Origin of the sequence: Micromonospora sp. NPDC050417 (assembly GCF_044458865.1) — a bacterium.
GTDB lineage: Bacteria > Actinomycetota > Actinomycetes > Mycobacteriales > Micromonosporaceae > Micromonospora_G.
Window position 1 is genome coordinate 1 of sequence record NZ_JBITIH010000012.1, and the last position, 16926, is coordinate 16926.

The 16926-nt window shown below is 70.1% G+C and carries 13 protein-coding genes; 4 read left to right on the forward strand and 9 right to left on the reverse strand.

Going from position 1 to position 16926, the window contains the following annotated elements; genetic code table 11:
• Window positions 1-109 precede the first annotated feature (109 nt).
• From ACIBF5_RS16885 to ACIBF5_RS16900, 4 genes are all read right to left on the reverse strand, one after another.
• A complete protein-coding gene (locus ACIBF5_RS16885) occupies window positions 110-1186 on the reverse strand; it encodes an NAD-dependent epimerase/dehydratase family protein (protein WP_396812492.1) in 1077 nt (358 codons plus the stop codon).
• A gap of 27 nt (window positions 1187-1213) precedes the next feature.
• Window positions 1214-1429, reverse strand: a complete 216-nt coding sequence (locus tag ACIBF5_RS16890; protein WP_396812494.1) for a hypothetical protein — start codon at window positions 1427-1429, stop codon at window positions 1214-1216.
• A gap of 68 nt (window positions 1430-1497) precedes the next feature.
• Window positions 1498-2667, reverse strand: coding sequence for a low temperature requirement protein A (locus ACIBF5_RS16895; RefSeq protein WP_396812495.1), 1170 nt, complete (start codon window positions 2665-2667; stop codon window positions 1498-1500).
• 240 nt (window positions 2668-2907) lie between these two features.
• Window positions 2908-3546, reverse strand: coding sequence for a hypothetical protein (locus ACIBF5_RS16900; protein WP_396812497.1), 639 nt, complete (start codon window positions 3544-3546; stop codon window positions 2908-2910).
• A gap of 147 nt (window positions 3547-3693) precedes the next feature.
• Between ACIBF5_RS16900 and ACIBF5_RS16905 the strand changes: the two genes are divergently transcribed.
• Entirely contained in the window at window positions 3694-4617 is a 924-nt protein-coding gene (locus tag ACIBF5_RS16905) for an ADP-ribosylglycohydrolase family protein (RefSeq protein WP_396812499.1), read from the forward strand.
• Between the two features lie 67 nt (window positions 4618-4684).
• Here ACIBF5_RS16905 and ACIBF5_RS16910 read toward each other — a convergent pair whose 3' ends face one another.
• Window positions 4685-6934, reverse strand: a complete 2250-nt coding sequence (locus tag ACIBF5_RS16910) for a hypothetical protein (protein WP_396812502.1) — start codon at window positions 6932-6934, stop codon at window positions 4685-4687.
• 642 nt (window positions 6935-7576) lie between these two features.
• On the opposite strand from ACIBF5_RS16910, the gene ahcY reads away from it, so the two are divergent.
• The gene (gene ahcY / locus ACIBF5_RS16915; protein ID WP_396812504.1) at window positions 7577-9037 is read left to right on the forward strand and encodes an adenosylhomocysteinase; all 1461 of its coding nucleotides are present in this window, start codon (window positions 7577-7579) and stop codon (window positions 9035-9037) included.
• Between the two features lie 74 nt (window positions 9038-9111).
• Here ahcY and ACIBF5_RS16920 read toward each other — a convergent pair whose 3' ends face one another.
• Window positions 9112-9309, reverse strand: coding sequence for a hypothetical protein (locus tag ACIBF5_RS16920; RefSeq protein WP_396812855.1), 198 nt, complete (start codon window positions 9307-9309; stop codon window positions 9112-9114).
• A 133-nt stretch (window positions 9310-9442) separates the two neighbouring features.
• Between ACIBF5_RS16920 and ACIBF5_RS16925 the strand changes: the two genes are divergently transcribed.
• Entirely contained in the window at window positions 9443-12340 is a 2898-nt protein-coding gene (locus tag ACIBF5_RS16925; RefSeq protein WP_396812506.1) for a glycoside hydrolase family 2 TIM barrel-domain containing protein, read from the forward strand.
• Window positions 12341-12397: 57 nt separating this feature from the next.
• Here ACIBF5_RS16925 and ACIBF5_RS16930 read toward each other — a convergent pair whose 3' ends face one another.
• From ACIBF5_RS16930 to ACIBF5_RS16940, 3 genes are read right to left on the reverse strand one after another with little or no spacing between them, the layout of a single operon-like run.
• Window positions 12398-13660 (reverse strand): arabinogalactan endo-beta-1,4-galactanase, encoded by a 1263-nt coding sequence (locus ACIBF5_RS16930; protein WP_396812509.1) that lies wholly within the window; start codon window positions 13658-13660, stop codon window positions 12398-12400.
• 28 nt (window positions 13661-13688) lie between these two features.
• Window positions 13689-14462, reverse strand: a complete 774-nt coding sequence (locus ACIBF5_RS16935) for an SDR family NAD(P)-dependent oxidoreductase (protein ID WP_396812512.1) — start codon at window positions 14460-14462, stop codon at window positions 13689-13691.
• A complete protein-coding gene (locus tag ACIBF5_RS16940) occupies window positions 14459-15319 on the reverse strand; it encodes a VOC family protein (RefSeq protein ID WP_396812514.1) in 861 nt (286 codons plus the stop codon). Before ACIBF5_RS16940 ends, ACIBF5_RS16935 begins: the two co-directional genes overlap by 4 nt.
• 210 nt (window positions 15320-15529) lie before the next feature.
• Here ACIBF5_RS16940 and ACIBF5_RS16945 point away from each other — a divergent pair, with 210 nt between their 5' ends.
• Complete coding sequence (locus ACIBF5_RS16945) at window positions 15530-16909, forward strand: ABC transporter substrate-binding protein (protein ID WP_396812516.1); 1380 nt, start codon at window positions 15530-15532, stop codon at window positions 16907-16909.
• Window positions 16910-16926: the final 17 nt, after the last annotated feature.

Below are 16926 nucleotides of genomic sequence, written 5' to 3' on the forward strand. Positions count from 1 at the left end.
GGACGTCTGGACCAAGTAAGCAACCAGCACAACGACACCACCAGCACAGCGAACAAGAGCCGGGCCCCGGAAACGGGGCCCGGCTCTTCGCGTACCCCGGGTTCGCCGGTCAGCCCCTCGGGGCCGGAGCGCTGACCGCCGCCGGAACCCTCAGCTCGTCGGTGGCGAAGGCGGCGACGCCCTCGGCGAACCCGGTCCGGGCGCGGAATCCGAGAACCCGAGCGGCGGCGGCCGGATCCGCGACCACATGCCGCACGTCGGCGGGCCGGCCGCCGCCGACGACCTCGGGCTTCGGCCCACCCATCGCCGCGGCCAACTCGCGCGCCAGATCCCCGACTGTGCGCGGCTGACCGGAACAGACGTTCAGCGGTACCAGTCCGTTCGGCGGTGCCGTGGTCAGGGCCAGCAGATTCGCCCGTGCGACGTCGGAGACGTGGACGAAGTCGCGTCGCTGCCGCCCGTCCTCCAGCACCGTGGGCGCCCGCCCGGCGGCCAGCGCCGACCGGAAGATCGACGCCACCCCGGCGTACGGGGTGTCCCGGGGCATTCTCGGCCCGTACACGTTGTGGTAGCGCAGGGCCCAGACGCCGCAACCCGTCTGTCGTGCCCACGCCCCGGCCAGGTGCTCCTGAGCCAGCTTGGTGGCGGCGTACGTGCTGCGCGGCTCCAGCGGCGCGTCCTCCGGCACCAGCCCGGGAGTGAGCGGATCACAGCACTCCGGGCAGGTCGGCTCGAACCGGCCGGCGTCGAGATCGGCTGGCGTCCGTTCGGTCGGTCGTACGACGCCGTGCCGGGCGCACGCGTACCGCCCCTCGCCGTAGACCACCATCGAACTGGCCAGCACCAGACGCCGTACGCCCGCCCGGTGCATCGCCGCCAGCAGGCTGGCAGTGCCGAGGTCGTTGTGGCCGGCGTACGCCGGAGCGTCGGAGGGGTCCAGTCCGTGGCCGACCATGGCCGCCTGGTGACATACCGCGTCGACCGTCGGCAGTACACCAGCCAGCAGGTCGGCGTTCCGTACGTCTCCGATGATCAATTCGTGGCGGCGTGACCAGGGAGGTGCCGACTCGCCGTGGGCCTGGGGCAGCAGCGCGTCCAGCGCGACCACCTCGTGCCCCTGGTCGGCGAGGAGGTCGGCGACGTGGGATCCGACGAATCCGGCCGCGCCCGTGACGAGTATCCGCATCCCGGTCACGCTATGACTTCGGGCAGGTCAGTGCGGGTATTTCCCGAACTCGCTGCTCACTGTGACCCCAGCCGAGCAGGGCAGCTCGCCCGGGGCCAGTTGGGTGTGCGACGGCCGCCAGAGCGTGGGTCCCTTTGTGGTGACCCGGGCCAGGAGGCAGTCGTACTGCGCGGCTCGCAAGGACACGCCGACCATGCCGTCGCGTACCTCGACCTCCCCCGCACGGCCGGAAGTATGCCGCACCGGCTGTCGCCCCGTTGCCCCGCCGGGACTCGGCCGGACGTCGTCGCGGGTCGCGGGATCGGGTTCTGTCAGGGACTCGACTGGGCCGAGCGGACTCGGTAGATCTCGGAGCTGACGAGGGCGGAGTAGCCGGACATGGACGCGGCCGTCAGGACCAGCGTGAGCAGCGGATTGCTGACCACGGCGGCCGTCACGATCACCGCCGTTATCCCCACGCCCGCGATGACGATCCGTTTCAGCAGGAGCGAGCCGAGCGAGACCCACTGCAACAGCAGCCCCGACAGCATCCAGATCACGATCGAGCCGCCGAGCAGCACGCGGAGCGTGTCGGGTAGCCGCGGCACTCCGTGGGCGATCTCCTGGACGACCGCGCCCAGCGTCCACCCGAGAAAGAGGAGCGAGGTGCCGAACGGTAGGTGCAGGAACGCGTACCACGACCCGTTGCGTAACCGGGGTATGGCGAGCCGGCTGGTCAGGAAGGTGGTGTAGATCCACCAGATCGAGACCGGCACCACGAACGCCAGCACCACCGCGCCGACCAGTTCCCCGGGGCGGCGGCCCAGCGGCACGGCGTTGAGCAGGTCGGCCAGCGTGGCGCCGAGCAGAATGATGGTGAACTGGCCGAGCCGCTCGGGCAGGTGCGAGGTGTTGACCGGGTGGTGCCGCAGCCAGCGGTATCCCCATGCGGGGGTGCTCAGTTCGATCACGACCGCGATCACCCAGAGGACCGGGCGGGTCGACGTGTCGACGGCGAGTGACGCGAGCCAGAGAAACCAGCCGACCCCGAACCCGCTGAGGTAGACCATCGCCACCGGTCGCGCCGCCCGACTGGTGAGCAGGACCCGCAGGTACATCAGGATCAGCGCGCCGCGTACCAGGAGGTAGCCGGCCGGCAGCAACAGGTCCTCGGGCAGGTGGCGTACGCCGATCGCGATGCCGCCGGCACCGGCGGTCGCCACGAACACGAGGACTCGGTGGAGCCCGTCGTCCGGGTCGTACCGGGTGTCGTAGAAGGACTGGCTGACCCAGGCCCACTGCACGAGCAGGTACAGCGCGACCGCGACCAGGATCTTCGAGCTGGTAGGTGACGCGTTGTCTCCCAGTCCCGTCGTGACGGACGAGAGCGCGAGCACGAACACCAGGTCGAAGAAGAGCTCCAGCCAGGTTGCGTGTCGCTCACCCTCCTGTGCGGCGGGTCCGGTCCCGCGCAGCCGCAGGAGGTGGACGACCCTGGGCAACCGCGTCACCTGCTCCCCGGGTCCGCTGTCGATTGGGCGATGATTACTGGAAGTAATCATCGCCCAGTGGTCGACACGTCGGGGCTGGTCACCACAGATCGTCGCGGCCCCGGGTCGGCCCACGACGACCGGCGGGTGGTGAGCTACCCGGCGGAGGGGGCGACAGGTCCCGGCCCGCCCGTCGCGCCAACATTGACAAACGTCAGAGCGTTGTCCATGTCGCCGGAGGACTCCTGCCGGTCAGCCGATCGCGATCCACGTGGCCCGGGCACGGGCCAGCGCGTCGCCGTCCGGGGCGTACAGGGTGGTGTGCACCAGGGCCTTGCGTCCTTCGGCGCGAGCCAGGGCGCCGACCACGACACAACGATCGTCCGGCAGTGGCATCCGGTCGAGCACGACGGCGATCCGGCCCAGCACGATCGGGCGTCCGGCCGCGATGACCGCCCAGCCACCGGGGCAGTCCAGCGCCGCCCACACCGTTGCGGGCGACACCTCCGCCGGGACCGTCCAGGGTGCGGCAGTCCGGTCGTCGCCCGTCCGTCCGGGGAAGATGCGCAGGCCGTCGCCGCGTTCCGGTCCGCAGACGTAGCAGGTGGGGAACGGGTGGTTGGTGAAGCCGGCGTACGCGCGGGAGGCTTCGACGGCCTCGGCGTACCCGACGGGCGGCACCACCGTGTCGACCTCGGCGGCCGGCACGACCTCGGCCACGACGGCGCCGTCGGGTCCCTGGACCAGCCCGTCCACCCGCGACAGCGGTGTCTCCAGGGGCGGCGGGACCCGCAGCGTCACCTCGCACGCGGCACCCTCGGCGAAGACCCCGGCCGAATAGCCGCCATTGCCAGAGCCGGGTGGTCCGTTGAAACGCGCAGGGATGATCATGGGCTCGCCTTTCGGGTCGCGTCCCGGGGGGGCGCGACGCCGACCATACCGCCCTGCTCCGTGGCGGTCCGAACCGGCGCGGGTAGGCCGGCACCAGATCCCTCCGAATGGGGCGGCACCGGGTTCCGTGGCAGGATCGGACGCAACATGACAACGTTGCGACTCTGCTTCGACAGCCTGGACGGGCTGTCCGTGGGCGACGCTCTGGGCGCCCAGTTCTTCGTACCCGGTGTCTCCGCCGGGGATTTCGCCGCCGGCCACGTACCCGATGGACCGTGGCCGTGGACCGACGACACCGAGATGGCCTGCTCGATCGCGGAGCAGCTTCGGGCGCACGGCCGGATTGATCAGGACCGGCTGGCGACGGCGTTCGCCGAGCGGTTCGAGCCGTACCGAGGCTACGGCGGGGGAGCCGTGGTGATCCTGCGCCAGATTCGCGAGGGCGCAGCCTGGCGCGACGTGGCCCGGTCCGCCTTCCACGGGCAGGGGTCGATGGGCAACGGCGCCGCGATGCGGGTGGCGCCGTTGGGCGCGTTCCACGCGGGCGATTCACGCACCGCCGCGCTGGAGGCGATGCATTCGGCGGAGGTCACCCACGCACACGCCGAGGCCGTGCTCGGCGCGGTGGCGGTCGCGGTCGCCGCCGCCGAGGCGGGGTGGGCCCGGACGGTACGAGCCCGTCCCGAGCCCCGGAAACTGCTCGACTCGGTCCTCGACTACCTCGTCGAGAGCGAAGTTCGACGCGGTGTCGAACGGGCGCGGACACTGCTCGGGCGGAGCGTGGCGGAGGCGGCCTACGACCTTGGCAACGGCGCGCGGGTGCTGGCTCAGGACACCGTGCCGTTCACGCTCTGGGTTGCCGCGACCCACCTGCACGACTACCCGGCGGCGATCGCCGCCTGCGTCGAGGCTGGTGGGGACGTCGACACCACCGCCGCGATCGTCGGTGGCATCGTCGCCGCCTACACCGGCAGCGAGGCGAACGGGATACCACGGACGTGGCTGCGCCGCCGGGAAGCGTTGCCGGACTGGCTGCCCCAGGACGTCGAGCGGGTCGCTGAGGCAGCCTGACCGCAGCATCCGGCTGCTACCGCGACGGCACCGGCCGAATCGACCATGCCGCCGTACCGCTCGAACGTCAGTTCATCGGTACATGGACCACGTCGATTTTTCCGGCGAGCTCCGGCTCGTGGGAGAACAGCATGTCCAGCGCCTCGGTGGCACTCTCACCTGACACCCGCCACTCAATCCGCGCGCCTGTTCCCTCTGCTGCGCGTACCTGGGCTCGGGCCTGATCGAGGAGGCTTTCGCCTCTGTCGAACAGGTGTCGAGCGTCGCTGAAATTGCCGTTCTTCATGTTCTCGTAGGCCCTTGCGAAGCGTCCTTCGTTCCCTAGGTGTTTGGCCTCCACCAGCGTGCCGGGTTTACCGCCCGTACCCGGTTCGTAGCCGTCGAAGGATCGGCCGTTGACGTGGTAGGTCTTGTTGGCTGGCTGGCCGGTGACCTGCTCCTGGTAGCTGGCCTGATCGGGACTCATGTTCTCGCCGGCCGCGAGGTCGTCCGTGAGCTTTCCGGGCTCCTGGGATTTCGGCGGCTCCGGTTTGCTGGATTCACCGCTCTTGCCCTCGCTTTCGCCGGGGCCGTCACCATCGCCACTGCCCCGGCCGCCGCCGGAGCCGCCGCCCAGGGACGCCATCGCGAGAATCAGGCCGAGCGCCCCGATTATGCCGATGCCGGCGATGGCGATCCTCTGCAACAGGAGTTGCATGCTGACCCGGAGCATGGCCGCCACCAGGACGCCACCGAACCCGCCGGTACCGCCCATGAACGCGGCGAACAGAGCCAGCAGTGACAGGGCCAGGAGACCAAGTCCCAGGAGGTTCGTCATCTGGCTGATCGCGTCGAGGATGTGCGCGTTGGAAACGGTTGGCGTGTTGGCTCCGGCGCCGCCCAACACCTGTGCGAGCGACAGTGCGCCAACGCCCAGGGCGCCCACCCCGATCCCGGACCGGAACGTCACGCTCACCGCCGGATCGGAGTACGCCTCGCGAAACGCGCGGGGAATCCCGCGTACCGTACGAATGAAACTCCACGCCACCATCACCAGAGTGGCGACCGCGAACACCGTCAGGATGAAGAACACGGCCGGTGTGGCGAACAGACGCTGGATGCCCGAGGTCGATGGGAATCCGCCCACGACGAGGAACAGCAGGGATGGCAGCAGCAGGATGAGCGACACCACCAGTTGCCAGTGCCGGCGCATCCAGCCGTCCCGGGGCCGTACCGGCGCGGCCTGCGCCCGGCGTGCGGACAGTGCCCGCCAGACCGTCGGATCGCTGGCCCGTTCGATCTGCTCCCGCACCGAGCGCACCTGCTCGTGCAGTTGGTCCACGGCCGCGCCGTCGCGGGTTCGGGCGTACATCAGCGACCGGCGCACCAGTGCGAACCGCATCGCGATGAACGGCGTCCACGGCAGGCCGACGGTCGCGAACCGTCCGAGGACGGCGATGCCCTGCCGCCCGGTGCGCTCGGCCGGCAGCAGCACATCCGGCCACGTGACCTTGCCGTCCCGGATCTCCCGCCGGTCCAGTACACCGGCGACCACGAGTAGCGCCAGTGGGAGCAGCCACAGTACGTGGTCAACCGCTCGTACCGCTCCGGAGAAGAACCAGATCCCGCCGCCCTCGCCAGGCCGGACCAGGTCGTGGTTGTACACCATGTGCGCGAAGGTGGAGTACAGCCATGGTGCCAGGCCGAGCCAGCGTTGCCACCCTCGGCCGCGCACCAGCAGGCCGAGGCCGAAGCCGGTGAGCGCGCTCCAGACCAGGTGCAGATTCGTCGTCGGCGAGCCGGCGGACAGGAAGGTGTCGGCGGCCCCGACCGGGGCTGGTAGCCACGCCGCAACGATGTCGAACGGGCCGGGGACGTGCTGGCCGCCGCCGAAGATGCCGGCCCCGATCGTCCACCCGTGGCTCAGATCGCCGACGGCGCGGCTGGCCTGATGGCTCCACCGCATGGTCGCCTCGACGAGCGCGAAGCCGGCCCCGGTGCTGGCGCCGAGCAGCAGATAGTCGGTGAGACTCCACTGCGTACGGATCCGTCGGAAGAGCACGAGTGCCAGCAGCGGCAGCACCTTCACGACTTCTTCGATGATCGGATCGACCGTGTAGCTGGCGGTACGGACGGCTTCGTCGACCGACACGCCGGTGAGTGCCGCGACGCCTCGGGTGTACAGGATCTGCAGGACGACCGCGACGGCGCCGCAACCGTAGAGCCCCACCGTGACGGCCAGTAACAGGTTGGCCATCCGTACCGATCGGGTCAGCGAACCCAGTACGGCGAGCTGGAACACGCCGTAGCAGGTCGCGATCATCATGAACAGGAACATGGCCCGTTGTCCTTGTCAAGAGAGCGTCAGACAATAATGCGGGCTGCAGGGTATAGGCGTTCCGCAACATTGTTTGTAGGCGAGGACCGCGCCGATTCCCTCCCGGGGCCGAACTGCTTTCGGCTCCAGTCCGTCTCCCGTCGAGGTCATTGCCATGACCACCACCGCCTGTCGTGGGCGGTGTAGCCGAGTCGGCCCTGTCGCGGGCGTTCCGCCCCGATGTACCAGTGCCGAATAATTGATGTACCGGCGCCGGCCAAAGGGCAACGAACGAATGAAACTGGTGACAGTAAACCGTGCGAGCGGCCTTTCCGACCTGGCCCGTGAATGTGCCCCAAACGATTGTCCGAGTCCCACGGCGGCGGCGGTGGTGGGGCCGACCCGCCAGGGTGCGTGCCGGGGCCACGCGCGCTATGCTGCCGGTGCGTCCCTCGGGGCGCGGCCCGGTTCGAGAGGCGCTGCGACGGATCCCATCCGCCACGCTCGATCTGGGGCCAGTGACAAGGGCGCCTCCGAGCAGGAGGTGCCCTTTTTCAGGTCACCTCTTGCCGCGCCGTGGACCACACCCACCGCGGCGCCGTACCGGTCGGATTTCACCCGACCGAGAACCCATGCACTCCGGGCAGTACGGAAGAGGAATCCATGAACGCACGACTGCAAGAGATCAACGGTGTCGACTTCGCGGTCGCGGACCTGTCGCTCGCCGCGGCGGGACGACACCAGATGCGCCTGGCCGAACACGAGATGCCGGGCCTGATGGCGATCCGGCGCGAGTTCGCCGACGCCCAGCCCCTGCGTGGCGCACGGGTCGCGGGATCCCTGCACATGACGGTCCAGACCGCGGTGCTGATCGAGACCCTGGTCGCGCTCGGCGCCCAGGTCCGCTGGGTCTCGTGCAACATCTTCTCCACCCAGGACGAGGCCGCCGCCGCGGTCGTCGTCGGCCCGAACGGCACGGTCGAACGGCCCAGCGGTACGCCGGTCTTCGCCTGGAAGGGCGAGACGCTGGAGGAGTACTGGTGGTGCACCATGCGCCTGTTCGAGTTCGGCGACGGCCAGGGCCCGAACATGATTGTCGACGACGGTGGCGACGCCACGCTGCTCGTACACAAGGGCGTGGAGTACGAGAAGGTTGGTGCCGTACCGCAGCCCGACGAGGACGACCACGAGGAGTACCAGATCATCCTGCGTACGCTCGCCGAGAGCCTCGCCGCCGACGGTCAGCGCTTCACCCGGGTCGCCAAGCAGTTGCGGGGCGTGACCGAGGAGACCACCGCCGGCGTGAACCGCCTCTACCGGTTCGCCCGTGAGGGCAAGCTGCTCTTCCCTGCGATCAACGTCAACGATTCGGTGACCAAGAGCAAGTTCGACAACAAGTACGGGATTCGGCACTCGCTCGCCGACGGCCTGAACCGCGCCACCGACGTGATGCTCGGCGGCAAGCTCGCCGTCGTCTGCGGATACGGCGACGTGGGCAAGGGGGCCGTGGACTCACTGCGCGGCCAGGGCGCCCGGGTGGTGGTCACCGAGATCGACCCGATCTGCGCACTACAGGCGGCGATGGAGGGCCTCCAGGTGGTCGAGCTGGAAGACGTCGTCTCGACCGGTGACATCTTCATCACCACGACCGGCGGCCCGGACATCATCATGGCCGAGCAGATGGCGAGGATGAAGCACAACGCGATCGTCGGCAACGTCGGCCACTTCGACACCGAGATCGACATGGCCGGACTGGCCCGGTTCCCGGGGATCGAGCGGGTCGAGATCAAGCCGCAGGTGCACGAGTGGCGCTTCCCCGACGGGCACTCGGTCATCGTGCTCTCCGAAGGGCGGCTGATGAACCTCGGTAACGCCACCGGCCACCCGAGCTTTGTCATGTCTAACTCCTTCACCAACCAGGCGATGGCCCAGATCGAGTTGTTCACCAAGCCCGACGAGTACCGCAACGAGGTCTACACGTTGCCGAAGCACCTGGACGAGAAGGTCGCCCGGCTGCACCTGGACGCGCTCGGCGTACGCCTCACGACCCTGACCAAGAAGCAGGCCGAGTATCTCGGACTCGACATCGAGGGCCCCTACAAGCCCGACCACTACCGCTACTGAGGTTGGGGCGACCGGGCTCCGGGAGCCGTCAAGAGCGGCTTTCGGAGCCCGGTCGCAGGTGACGGAACGGTCCGTTATTCGCATCTGTCCTCTGCGCCCCGTCCGAACGGTTCGCAGCAGTCCGGGCGGTGCTCGTACACCCGTCGTTCGACGCCGCCGCGCATGACCCGATCGGACGTCATCTCGTAGAGGCATGATCGCCAGACCACCTGGCGTCCGGCGGACACCACGGACTGACTGTCCCCGGGGCCGCCGCGCAAGATGGCGGGGATGTGCATGACCAGACCGTATCCCCAGGTCAGGGGCTGTGGGTAGGTGGGAGGGGGATCGGTGAGCCAGGATGCGCCGTCGGGCGCGGGCGCGGGGAGGGTTGGCTACTGTGAGCGCTCACAGTAAGGTGCACCCATGATGGTGCGCGCCTGGTACGAATCCTTCACCCCTCCGCCGTCCGCCCGCCCCGCCCGTGCCTGGTACGCCAGCGACGCCAGCCGGCTCTCGCTGGACGGGCCCTGGCGGTTCCACTACGCGCAGCGGGCGGACGGGCCGCTGGAGTTCACCGCCCCGGCCTTCGACGACACCGGCTGGGCCGAGCTGCCGGTCCCCTCGCACTGGCAGCTACACGGATACGGCGCACCCGCCTACACCAACATCAGCTACCCCTTCCCGCTCGACGCGCCGAGGGTTCCGGACGAGAATCCCACCGGCGACTACCGGCGTACGTTCCGACTGCCCGACGACTGGCCGGCCGGACGTACCGTGCTGCGCTTCGGCGGTGTCGACTCCAGCGCCCGGATCTGGCTCAACGGAATCGAGATCGGCCACACCACCGGCAGCCGGCTCCCCACCGAGTTCGACGTCACCGACGCGATCCGCCCCGACACGGAGAACGTGCTCGCCGTACGGGTGGTCCAGTGGAGCAGCGGCAGCTACCTGGAAGACCAGGACATGTGGTGGCTCTCCGGCATCTTCCGCAGCGTCGAGGTGCTGTCCCGCCCCGAGGTCGGCGCCATCGACGACGTGACCGTGCGGGCCGACTACGACCACCGCACCGGCTCCGGCACGCTGCACGTCACCGCCGACGTACCGGCCAGGATCAGCCTGCCGGAACTCGGCGTCGAGGCCCGCTCCGGCGACACCGTACGGCTGCCGCGCGTCGAACCGTGGTCGGCGGAGCAGCCGCGCCTCTACGACCTGACGGTGAGCACCGACGCCGAGACCGTGACACTGCGGGTCGGCTTCCGCAGCGTCGCCATCGTCGACGGCGTACTCACCGTGAACGGTCGGCGGGTGCTGTTCCGGGGCGTGAACCGGCACGAGTTCCACCCGGACCGGGGTCGGGCGCTCACCGAGGAGGACATGCTCGCCGACGTGCTGTTGATGAAGCAGCACAACATCAACGCCGTACGGACCAGCCACTACCCGCCGCACCCCCGGTTCCTGGAACTCTGCGACGAGTACGGCCTCTGGGTGGTCGACGAGTGCGACCTGGAGACCCACGGCTACTGGGAGGTCGACTGGCGGGGCAACCCGGCCGACGACCAGCGTTTCGAGGAGATGCTGGTCGACCGGATGCGGCGGATGGTCGAGCGGGACAAGAACCACCCGAGCATCGTGCTCTGGTCCCTGGGCAACGAGAGCGACAGCGGACGGAACCTGGCCGCGATGGCGCGGTGGACCCGGCAGCACGACCCGAGCCGGCCGCTGCTCTACGAGCGCGACTGGTCCTGCCGCGACGTCGACGTCTACAGCCGGATGTACCTGACCGTCAACGAGGTCGAGGCGATCGGTCGGGGGGCCGAACCGCCGCTGGACGATCCCGCGCTGGACGCCCGGCGCCGGTCGATGCCGTTCATCCACGTCGAGTACGCGCACGCGATGGGGAACGGCCCCGGCGGGCTCGCCGAGTACCAGGAACTGTACGAGACCTACCCACGGTGCCAGGGCGGCTTCGTCTGGGAGTGGATCGACCACGGCCTGCGGGCCCGTACGGAGCAGGGGCGCGAGTTCTTCGCCTACGGCGGGGACTACGGCGAGGTGCTGCACGACGGCAACTTCGTCGCCGACGGCCTGCTCTTTCCTGACCGTACGCCCTCGCCGGGTCTGCTCGACCTCAAGAAGGTCGTGGAGCCGGTACGGATCAGCCGCGACGGCGGGGCACTGCGGATCGCCAACCGCCACGACTTCGTCGACCTGTCACACCTGGACTTCCACTGGTCCCTCGACTCCGAGGGCGAGGAGGTGGCCCGGGGCAGTCTCGACGTCGGGCAGGTGGCACCGGGCGGGGAGTTGACCGTGCGGTTGCCCGAGTTGCCGGTGACCAGCGCGGACGCGTACCTGACCGTCCGGGCGGTCCTGGCGACGGAGACGCCCTGGGCCAAGGCCGGACACGAGGTCGCCTGGAGCCAGTTGCCGGTCGAGCCGACCCCGGCACCGGTGACGACCTGGACCGCCCAGCCGGCGGCGGGGGCACCGCTGCCGCCCCGCCGCAAGGCAGGACAGGTAGAGGTCGGTCCGGCGCTCTTCGACGAGCGGACCGGGCGGCTGGTCCGGCTCGGTGAACTGGCGGTCAGCGGACCGGCGTTGCAGGTGTGGCGGGCGCCCACCGACAACGACCGGGCCCCGCACGGGGAGGCGATGGAACCGGGCTGGCGGGCGCTGGGGCTGGACCGGATGCGCCACCGCGTCGACGAGGTACGGGTGGAGGTCGACCGGTTCGTGGTCCGCACCCGGGTCGGGGCCGCCGCGACCGACCTGGGGTTCTGGGCGACCTACACCTGGACCGGTCTTGACCGGGATCGGGTCCGACTGGTCGTCGACATCGACCCGGACGGTGTGTGGCCCGGACCGGTGCCGATGCTCGGGGTGGTGCTGGCGCTCCCCGGCGACCTCGACGCGGTGGAGTGGTACGGGCGCGGGCCGGGCGAAACGTACCCGGACACCGGGCTGGCGAACCGGGTCGGCCGGTTCTACCGCACCGTCGACGACCTCCAGACCCCGTACCTCTTCCCCCAGGAGAACGGACGGCGTGCCGACGTACGCTGGGCGACCGTGGTCGACGGTGACGGCCGCGGCCTGCGGGTACAGGGGAACTCGTCGTTTGGCCTGACCGTTCGCCCGTGGACCACCGAGGCGTTGGAACGGGCGGCACACCCGACCGACCTGACGCCGGACGGGCAGACCTGGTTGACACTCGACGCCGGGCACCACGGCATCGGTTCGGCCTCCTGCGGGCCCGGTGTCCTCCCGGCCTACCTGTTGTCGGCGGCGTCGGTCCGGCTCGATCTCGAACTCCGGACACTGTGACGAGACGCCGGGTCGCGGTGGTGTCGTCCACCGCGACCCGGCGCCACACCGAAGGGGTCAGGCCGCCCGGGTCGGCGCGGCGGAGTACGCGACGTCGAAGGCGGGCAGGGCACGCCCGGACCAGTCGAAGAGGGTGAGGTTGTCGTTCGGGTTGCCGGCCCCCGGTTCCCAACCCACGCCGGGTAGCCAACCCGGCTCCCAGGCGAAGAACCCGGTGCCGAGCCCGTGTGGTACGCCCGCCAGCACCCGCCGGAGGGCCGCGAAGTACGCCGCCTGCCCGGCCGGGGTCGCTGGGTACGTCGCGCCGTCGGGTAGGGCGGTCGGGTCGGTGAGCAGGTTGGCCAAGCTGTCGCCGTTCGCCATGGTCCACGGGTAGGAGGTCTCCGTGACCACCAGCGGCTTGCCGTACCGCTCCGCGAGGTCGTGCAGGTTGGCGGTGAGATCCGCCAGCGATCCGTGCCAGAACGGGTAGTACGACTGCCCGATCACGTCGAACTCGACACCCTGGGCGAGAACCCGGTCGAAGAACCAACGGGAGCCGCCGTTGTCGCCGCCCCGGTCGATGTGGAGCATGGTGCGTAACCGGTGGCCGCGCGGGTTGGCGGCGCGGGCACCGGCGAGGCCGGCCTTGACCAGGGTGGCGAACTCCGGCCACCGTTCCCCGGCGTCGGTGTAGATCTGGCCGACCGGCCAGAGCATGCCGGCCGTCACCTCGTTGCCGATCTGCACCATGTCGACCGGGCTGCCCTGGCGGGCGAACGCGGTGATCGTGTCGGCGGTGTACGTCCGCACCGTGCGGGCCAGGGTCGTGAGGTCCTGACCCAGCCATGCGGCCGGGATGTCCTGGTGGCCGGGGTCGGCCCAGAAATCCGAGTAGTGCAGGTCGAGCAGGACCTTGAGCCCGGCCTGGTGGGCCCGGTCGGCGAGGCGCAGCGCCCCGGCCAGGTCGCTGTAGCCGGCCGGCGGATCGACCCAGACGCGCAGCCGTACCCAGTTGGCCCCGGCCGCGCGGAGCAGTCGTTCGAGGGGGCCGCGCTCGCCGTCGCGCTGGTAGCGGATTCCGGCGGCCTCGGTCTGCCGGGTGAAGGAGATGTCCGCGCCCCGGATCGAGGGTGCCGAGGTGCGAGGCCCACCCGGTTGCCCGGCGCTGCCCGGTGCGGCGGCGGCGGGCGCGCCGACCGCGAGCAGGGGGACGAGGCCGGCGCCGGCACCGGTGGCGGCGAGCAGCGTACGTCGGGACAGCCGGTGCGGGTCGTCGGAACGTCCGGGCGCGTCCGAGGCGGACGGGACGGCTGGCGGGGACGGGTCCTCAGGTGCCATGACGGTTCCTTTCGCGGTTGGCTTGCTCTCAGGCGTCCGCCGGGGGCAGCGGTACGCCGCTGAGCGCTGCGCAGCGCTCCACCAGCGCGTCCTGGAGCTGGTGGTCGTACGCCTGCGGGTTGAGCCGCACCTGTCGGCGGTCGTGGAAGAAGGCGCCGGTGACCATGGCGTCCGGTGCGGTCGAGGTGGCGAGCCAGACCGGGGTGGCGGCACCTTCGGCGACGTCCAGCGGTGCCTCGTCGCCGCTCATCTGGGTGCGTACCCACCCGGGGTGCACGGCGTTGCAGAGCAGCTTGGGATAGCGGCGGGAGACGGCGAACGCGAGGGCGGTGAGGGCGAGCTTGCTGTCGGCGTACGCCGCGTCAGCGGTCCACGACCTTTCGTGCTGGAGGTCGTCGAGTCGGAGGGTGGCGCGGGTGATGGAGTCGGAGCTGACGTAGACCAGCCGTGCCGGCAGTGGCAGCAGCGCGGTCAGGAGGTAGGCGGAGAGGGCGTTGACCTGGAAGGTCCGCTCCAGCCCGTCGACGGTCACCGGGCGGGTGCTGTCCCGGCTGCTCCAACCGGCGTTGTGCACGACGACGTCGAACGGGTCGAGGCCGCGCAGGGCGTCGGCCATCGCGCGGGTGGAGTCGAGGCTGGCGAGGTCGCCGACGACGACCTCACCGCCGTACGCCGCACGGGTCCGCGCCGCGCGGCTCTCGTCGCGCGCGTGCCGGACCACCCGGTGTCCCTGACGGGTGAGTTCGGCGGCGATCTCGGCGCCGATTCCGGCGGTTGATCCGGTGACCAGGATGTGGCTCATCGGACCCCGCCGATCAGCACCGGTACGCCGGCCGGGTCCTGGACGGTGACCGGTGTCGTCGGCTGGTCGGTGATCAGCCCGATCGCGTGCAGGCCCGACAGCGTTCCGGGTGCGGTCGGCACCGGATGCGGGGTGACCGGCACGTCGAAGCTGAACACCTCGAGCACGGCCGGACCGGCCTGGAGGTACGTCATCAGGAATCCTCGTGGGTCGTCGTGGTGGCGGATGTCGCCGATCACCTGGAAGCCGAACCGGTCGTGCCAGAACCGCAGGGCGGACGGCAGGTCGTCGACGGTGATCGCGACGTGGTCGAAGCGGGGCGGGTCCTGCGGGCCGAGCCGGTTCGCCGCCTCGGCGGCGGCGAGGGCGGGGGAGTGGACGTGCTGGTAGGCGAGGTTGCCCTGGATGAACTCCCAGCGGGTGCCGTCGGGGTCGAGGAAGAAGGCGATGCGTACGTCGCCGAGCACGTCCCGGGGCGGCGACAGTACGGTCACCCCGGCGGCCTCCAGCCGCCGTACCCGTTCGTCGACGTCGCCGACCTTCATGCCGAAGTGCCGGATGCCGCCCTGTAGGTCGTCGTCGACCCAGTCGCCGTTGTCCGCGTCGGGCGCGACCTCGGTCACCTCGACGAGCACCGGGCCGCTGGCGAAACAGCGGGCCGGTCGGGCTCCCGGGGTGGGCACCGGCACCTCCTCGAAACCGAGTACGCCCCGGTAGAAGTCGGCCGAGCGGCCCAGGTCGCGGGCGCCGATCAGCACCCGGTGCAGTCCGGCCCGGGGCGCCCCGGTGCCTGGTTCGGGCGCGGACCGGTGGTCCGGCGCTGTGGTCGGGCGGTTCACGCCAGCACTCGTCGTCACGGCTTTCCCCTCTGGTCGTACGGCGGACGTTACGTGACCGCTCACAGAATCGCCAGGGTCAGCGTGCGGTTACCCGTGAAGCCCGAGACAGGCTGGTGTACCGCCCGGAAACAAATTTGCAACAGAGCCTTGACAGCGGATCGGTTCGGCGAAGACTCTGTGATCGCTCACAGAGAACGTCCTTCCCTTCAGCGGACCTCAGGAGGGCACATGTCCCGCCTCACGACCGGCTTCGGTCGCTTCCCGATGAACTCCCTGCCGAACGGCCCGCTCGGGCGGCGAGGATTTCTCAAGGGGGTCGCCGGTATCGGTGCCGCCGCGGCCCTACCCGCCCTGCTCGCCGCCTGCGGCAGTGGCGCGGACGAGGACGCGCCGCCCCCCAGGGGCAACCCCGACGACCCGGCGAACCTGACGTTCTGGACCTGGACCACCAACGTGGAGAAGGTCGTCGACATCTGGAACGCGAAGAACCCGCAACAGAAGGTCACGGTGAGCCGGCAGGCCCAGGGCGAGGAACTGCTAACCAAGATCATCACCGCGCACCGGGCCGGCAACGCGCCCGACCTCGTCCACGCCGAATACCAGGCCCTGCCCGTACTGATCACCAACGGGGCGATCGCCGACCTCACGTCACTGGCCGGCGAGGTGAAGTCCTCGTTCACCGAGGGCACCTGGAACCTGACCTCGTTCGGCGGCAAGACGTACGCGATCCCGCAGGATGTCGGACCGATGATGCTCTACTACCGCGAGGACCTGTTCCAGCAGTTCGGGTTGACCGTGCCGAAGACCTGGGACGAGTTCGCGACGGTAGCGCGTCAGGTCCGGCAGAAAGACCCGAACCGCTATCTCGCCACCTTCTCCTCCGGCGACCCCGGCTGGTTCGCCGGCCTCGCCGAGCAGGCCGGCGCGAACTGGTGGGTCAACGACAACGGCACCTGGACCGTCTCCATCAACGACGAGCCGACCAAGCGGATGGCCGCGTTCTGGGGCGGACTGGTCAACGACGGCACCCTTTCCGGCAAACCGATGTACACCCCCGAGTGGAACAAGGCGATGAGCGACGGAACCCTGCTCGCCTGGCCCAGCGCGGTCTGGGGGGCCGGGGTGCTGGAGGGCGTCGCTCCGAGCACCAAGGGCAAGTGGCGGATGGCCCCGCTGCCGCAATGGGGCACCGGCAACCAGGTCGCCGGCTACTGGGGTGGCTCGGCCACCGCGATCTCCGCCAAGTCGACCCAGCGGGCGCAGGCGGAGAAGTTCGTCAAGTGGCTCAACACCGACCCGGAGGCCGTCGACGCCCTGGTCGCCCAGGGCGGCATCTACCCGGCCGCGACCACCGGCCAGTCCACACCCGCACTGAGCAAGGCCCCGCTGATGATGCCGAATCAGCCGGCATTCTTCGCCGACGCCGCCGCGATCGCCAAGACCGCGCGCGGTTTCTCCTGGGCCCCCAACGTCAATGTGACCTACAGCCAGTACAGCGACATCCTTGCCAAGGCGATCCAGGACAAGTCCGACTTCGGCGCCGCCGTGGACCGCCTCCAGGAAGCCTCCGTAGCCGACCTGAAGAAGCAGGGCTTCCAGGTCAAGTAGGCGGCCGGAAAGGAGGA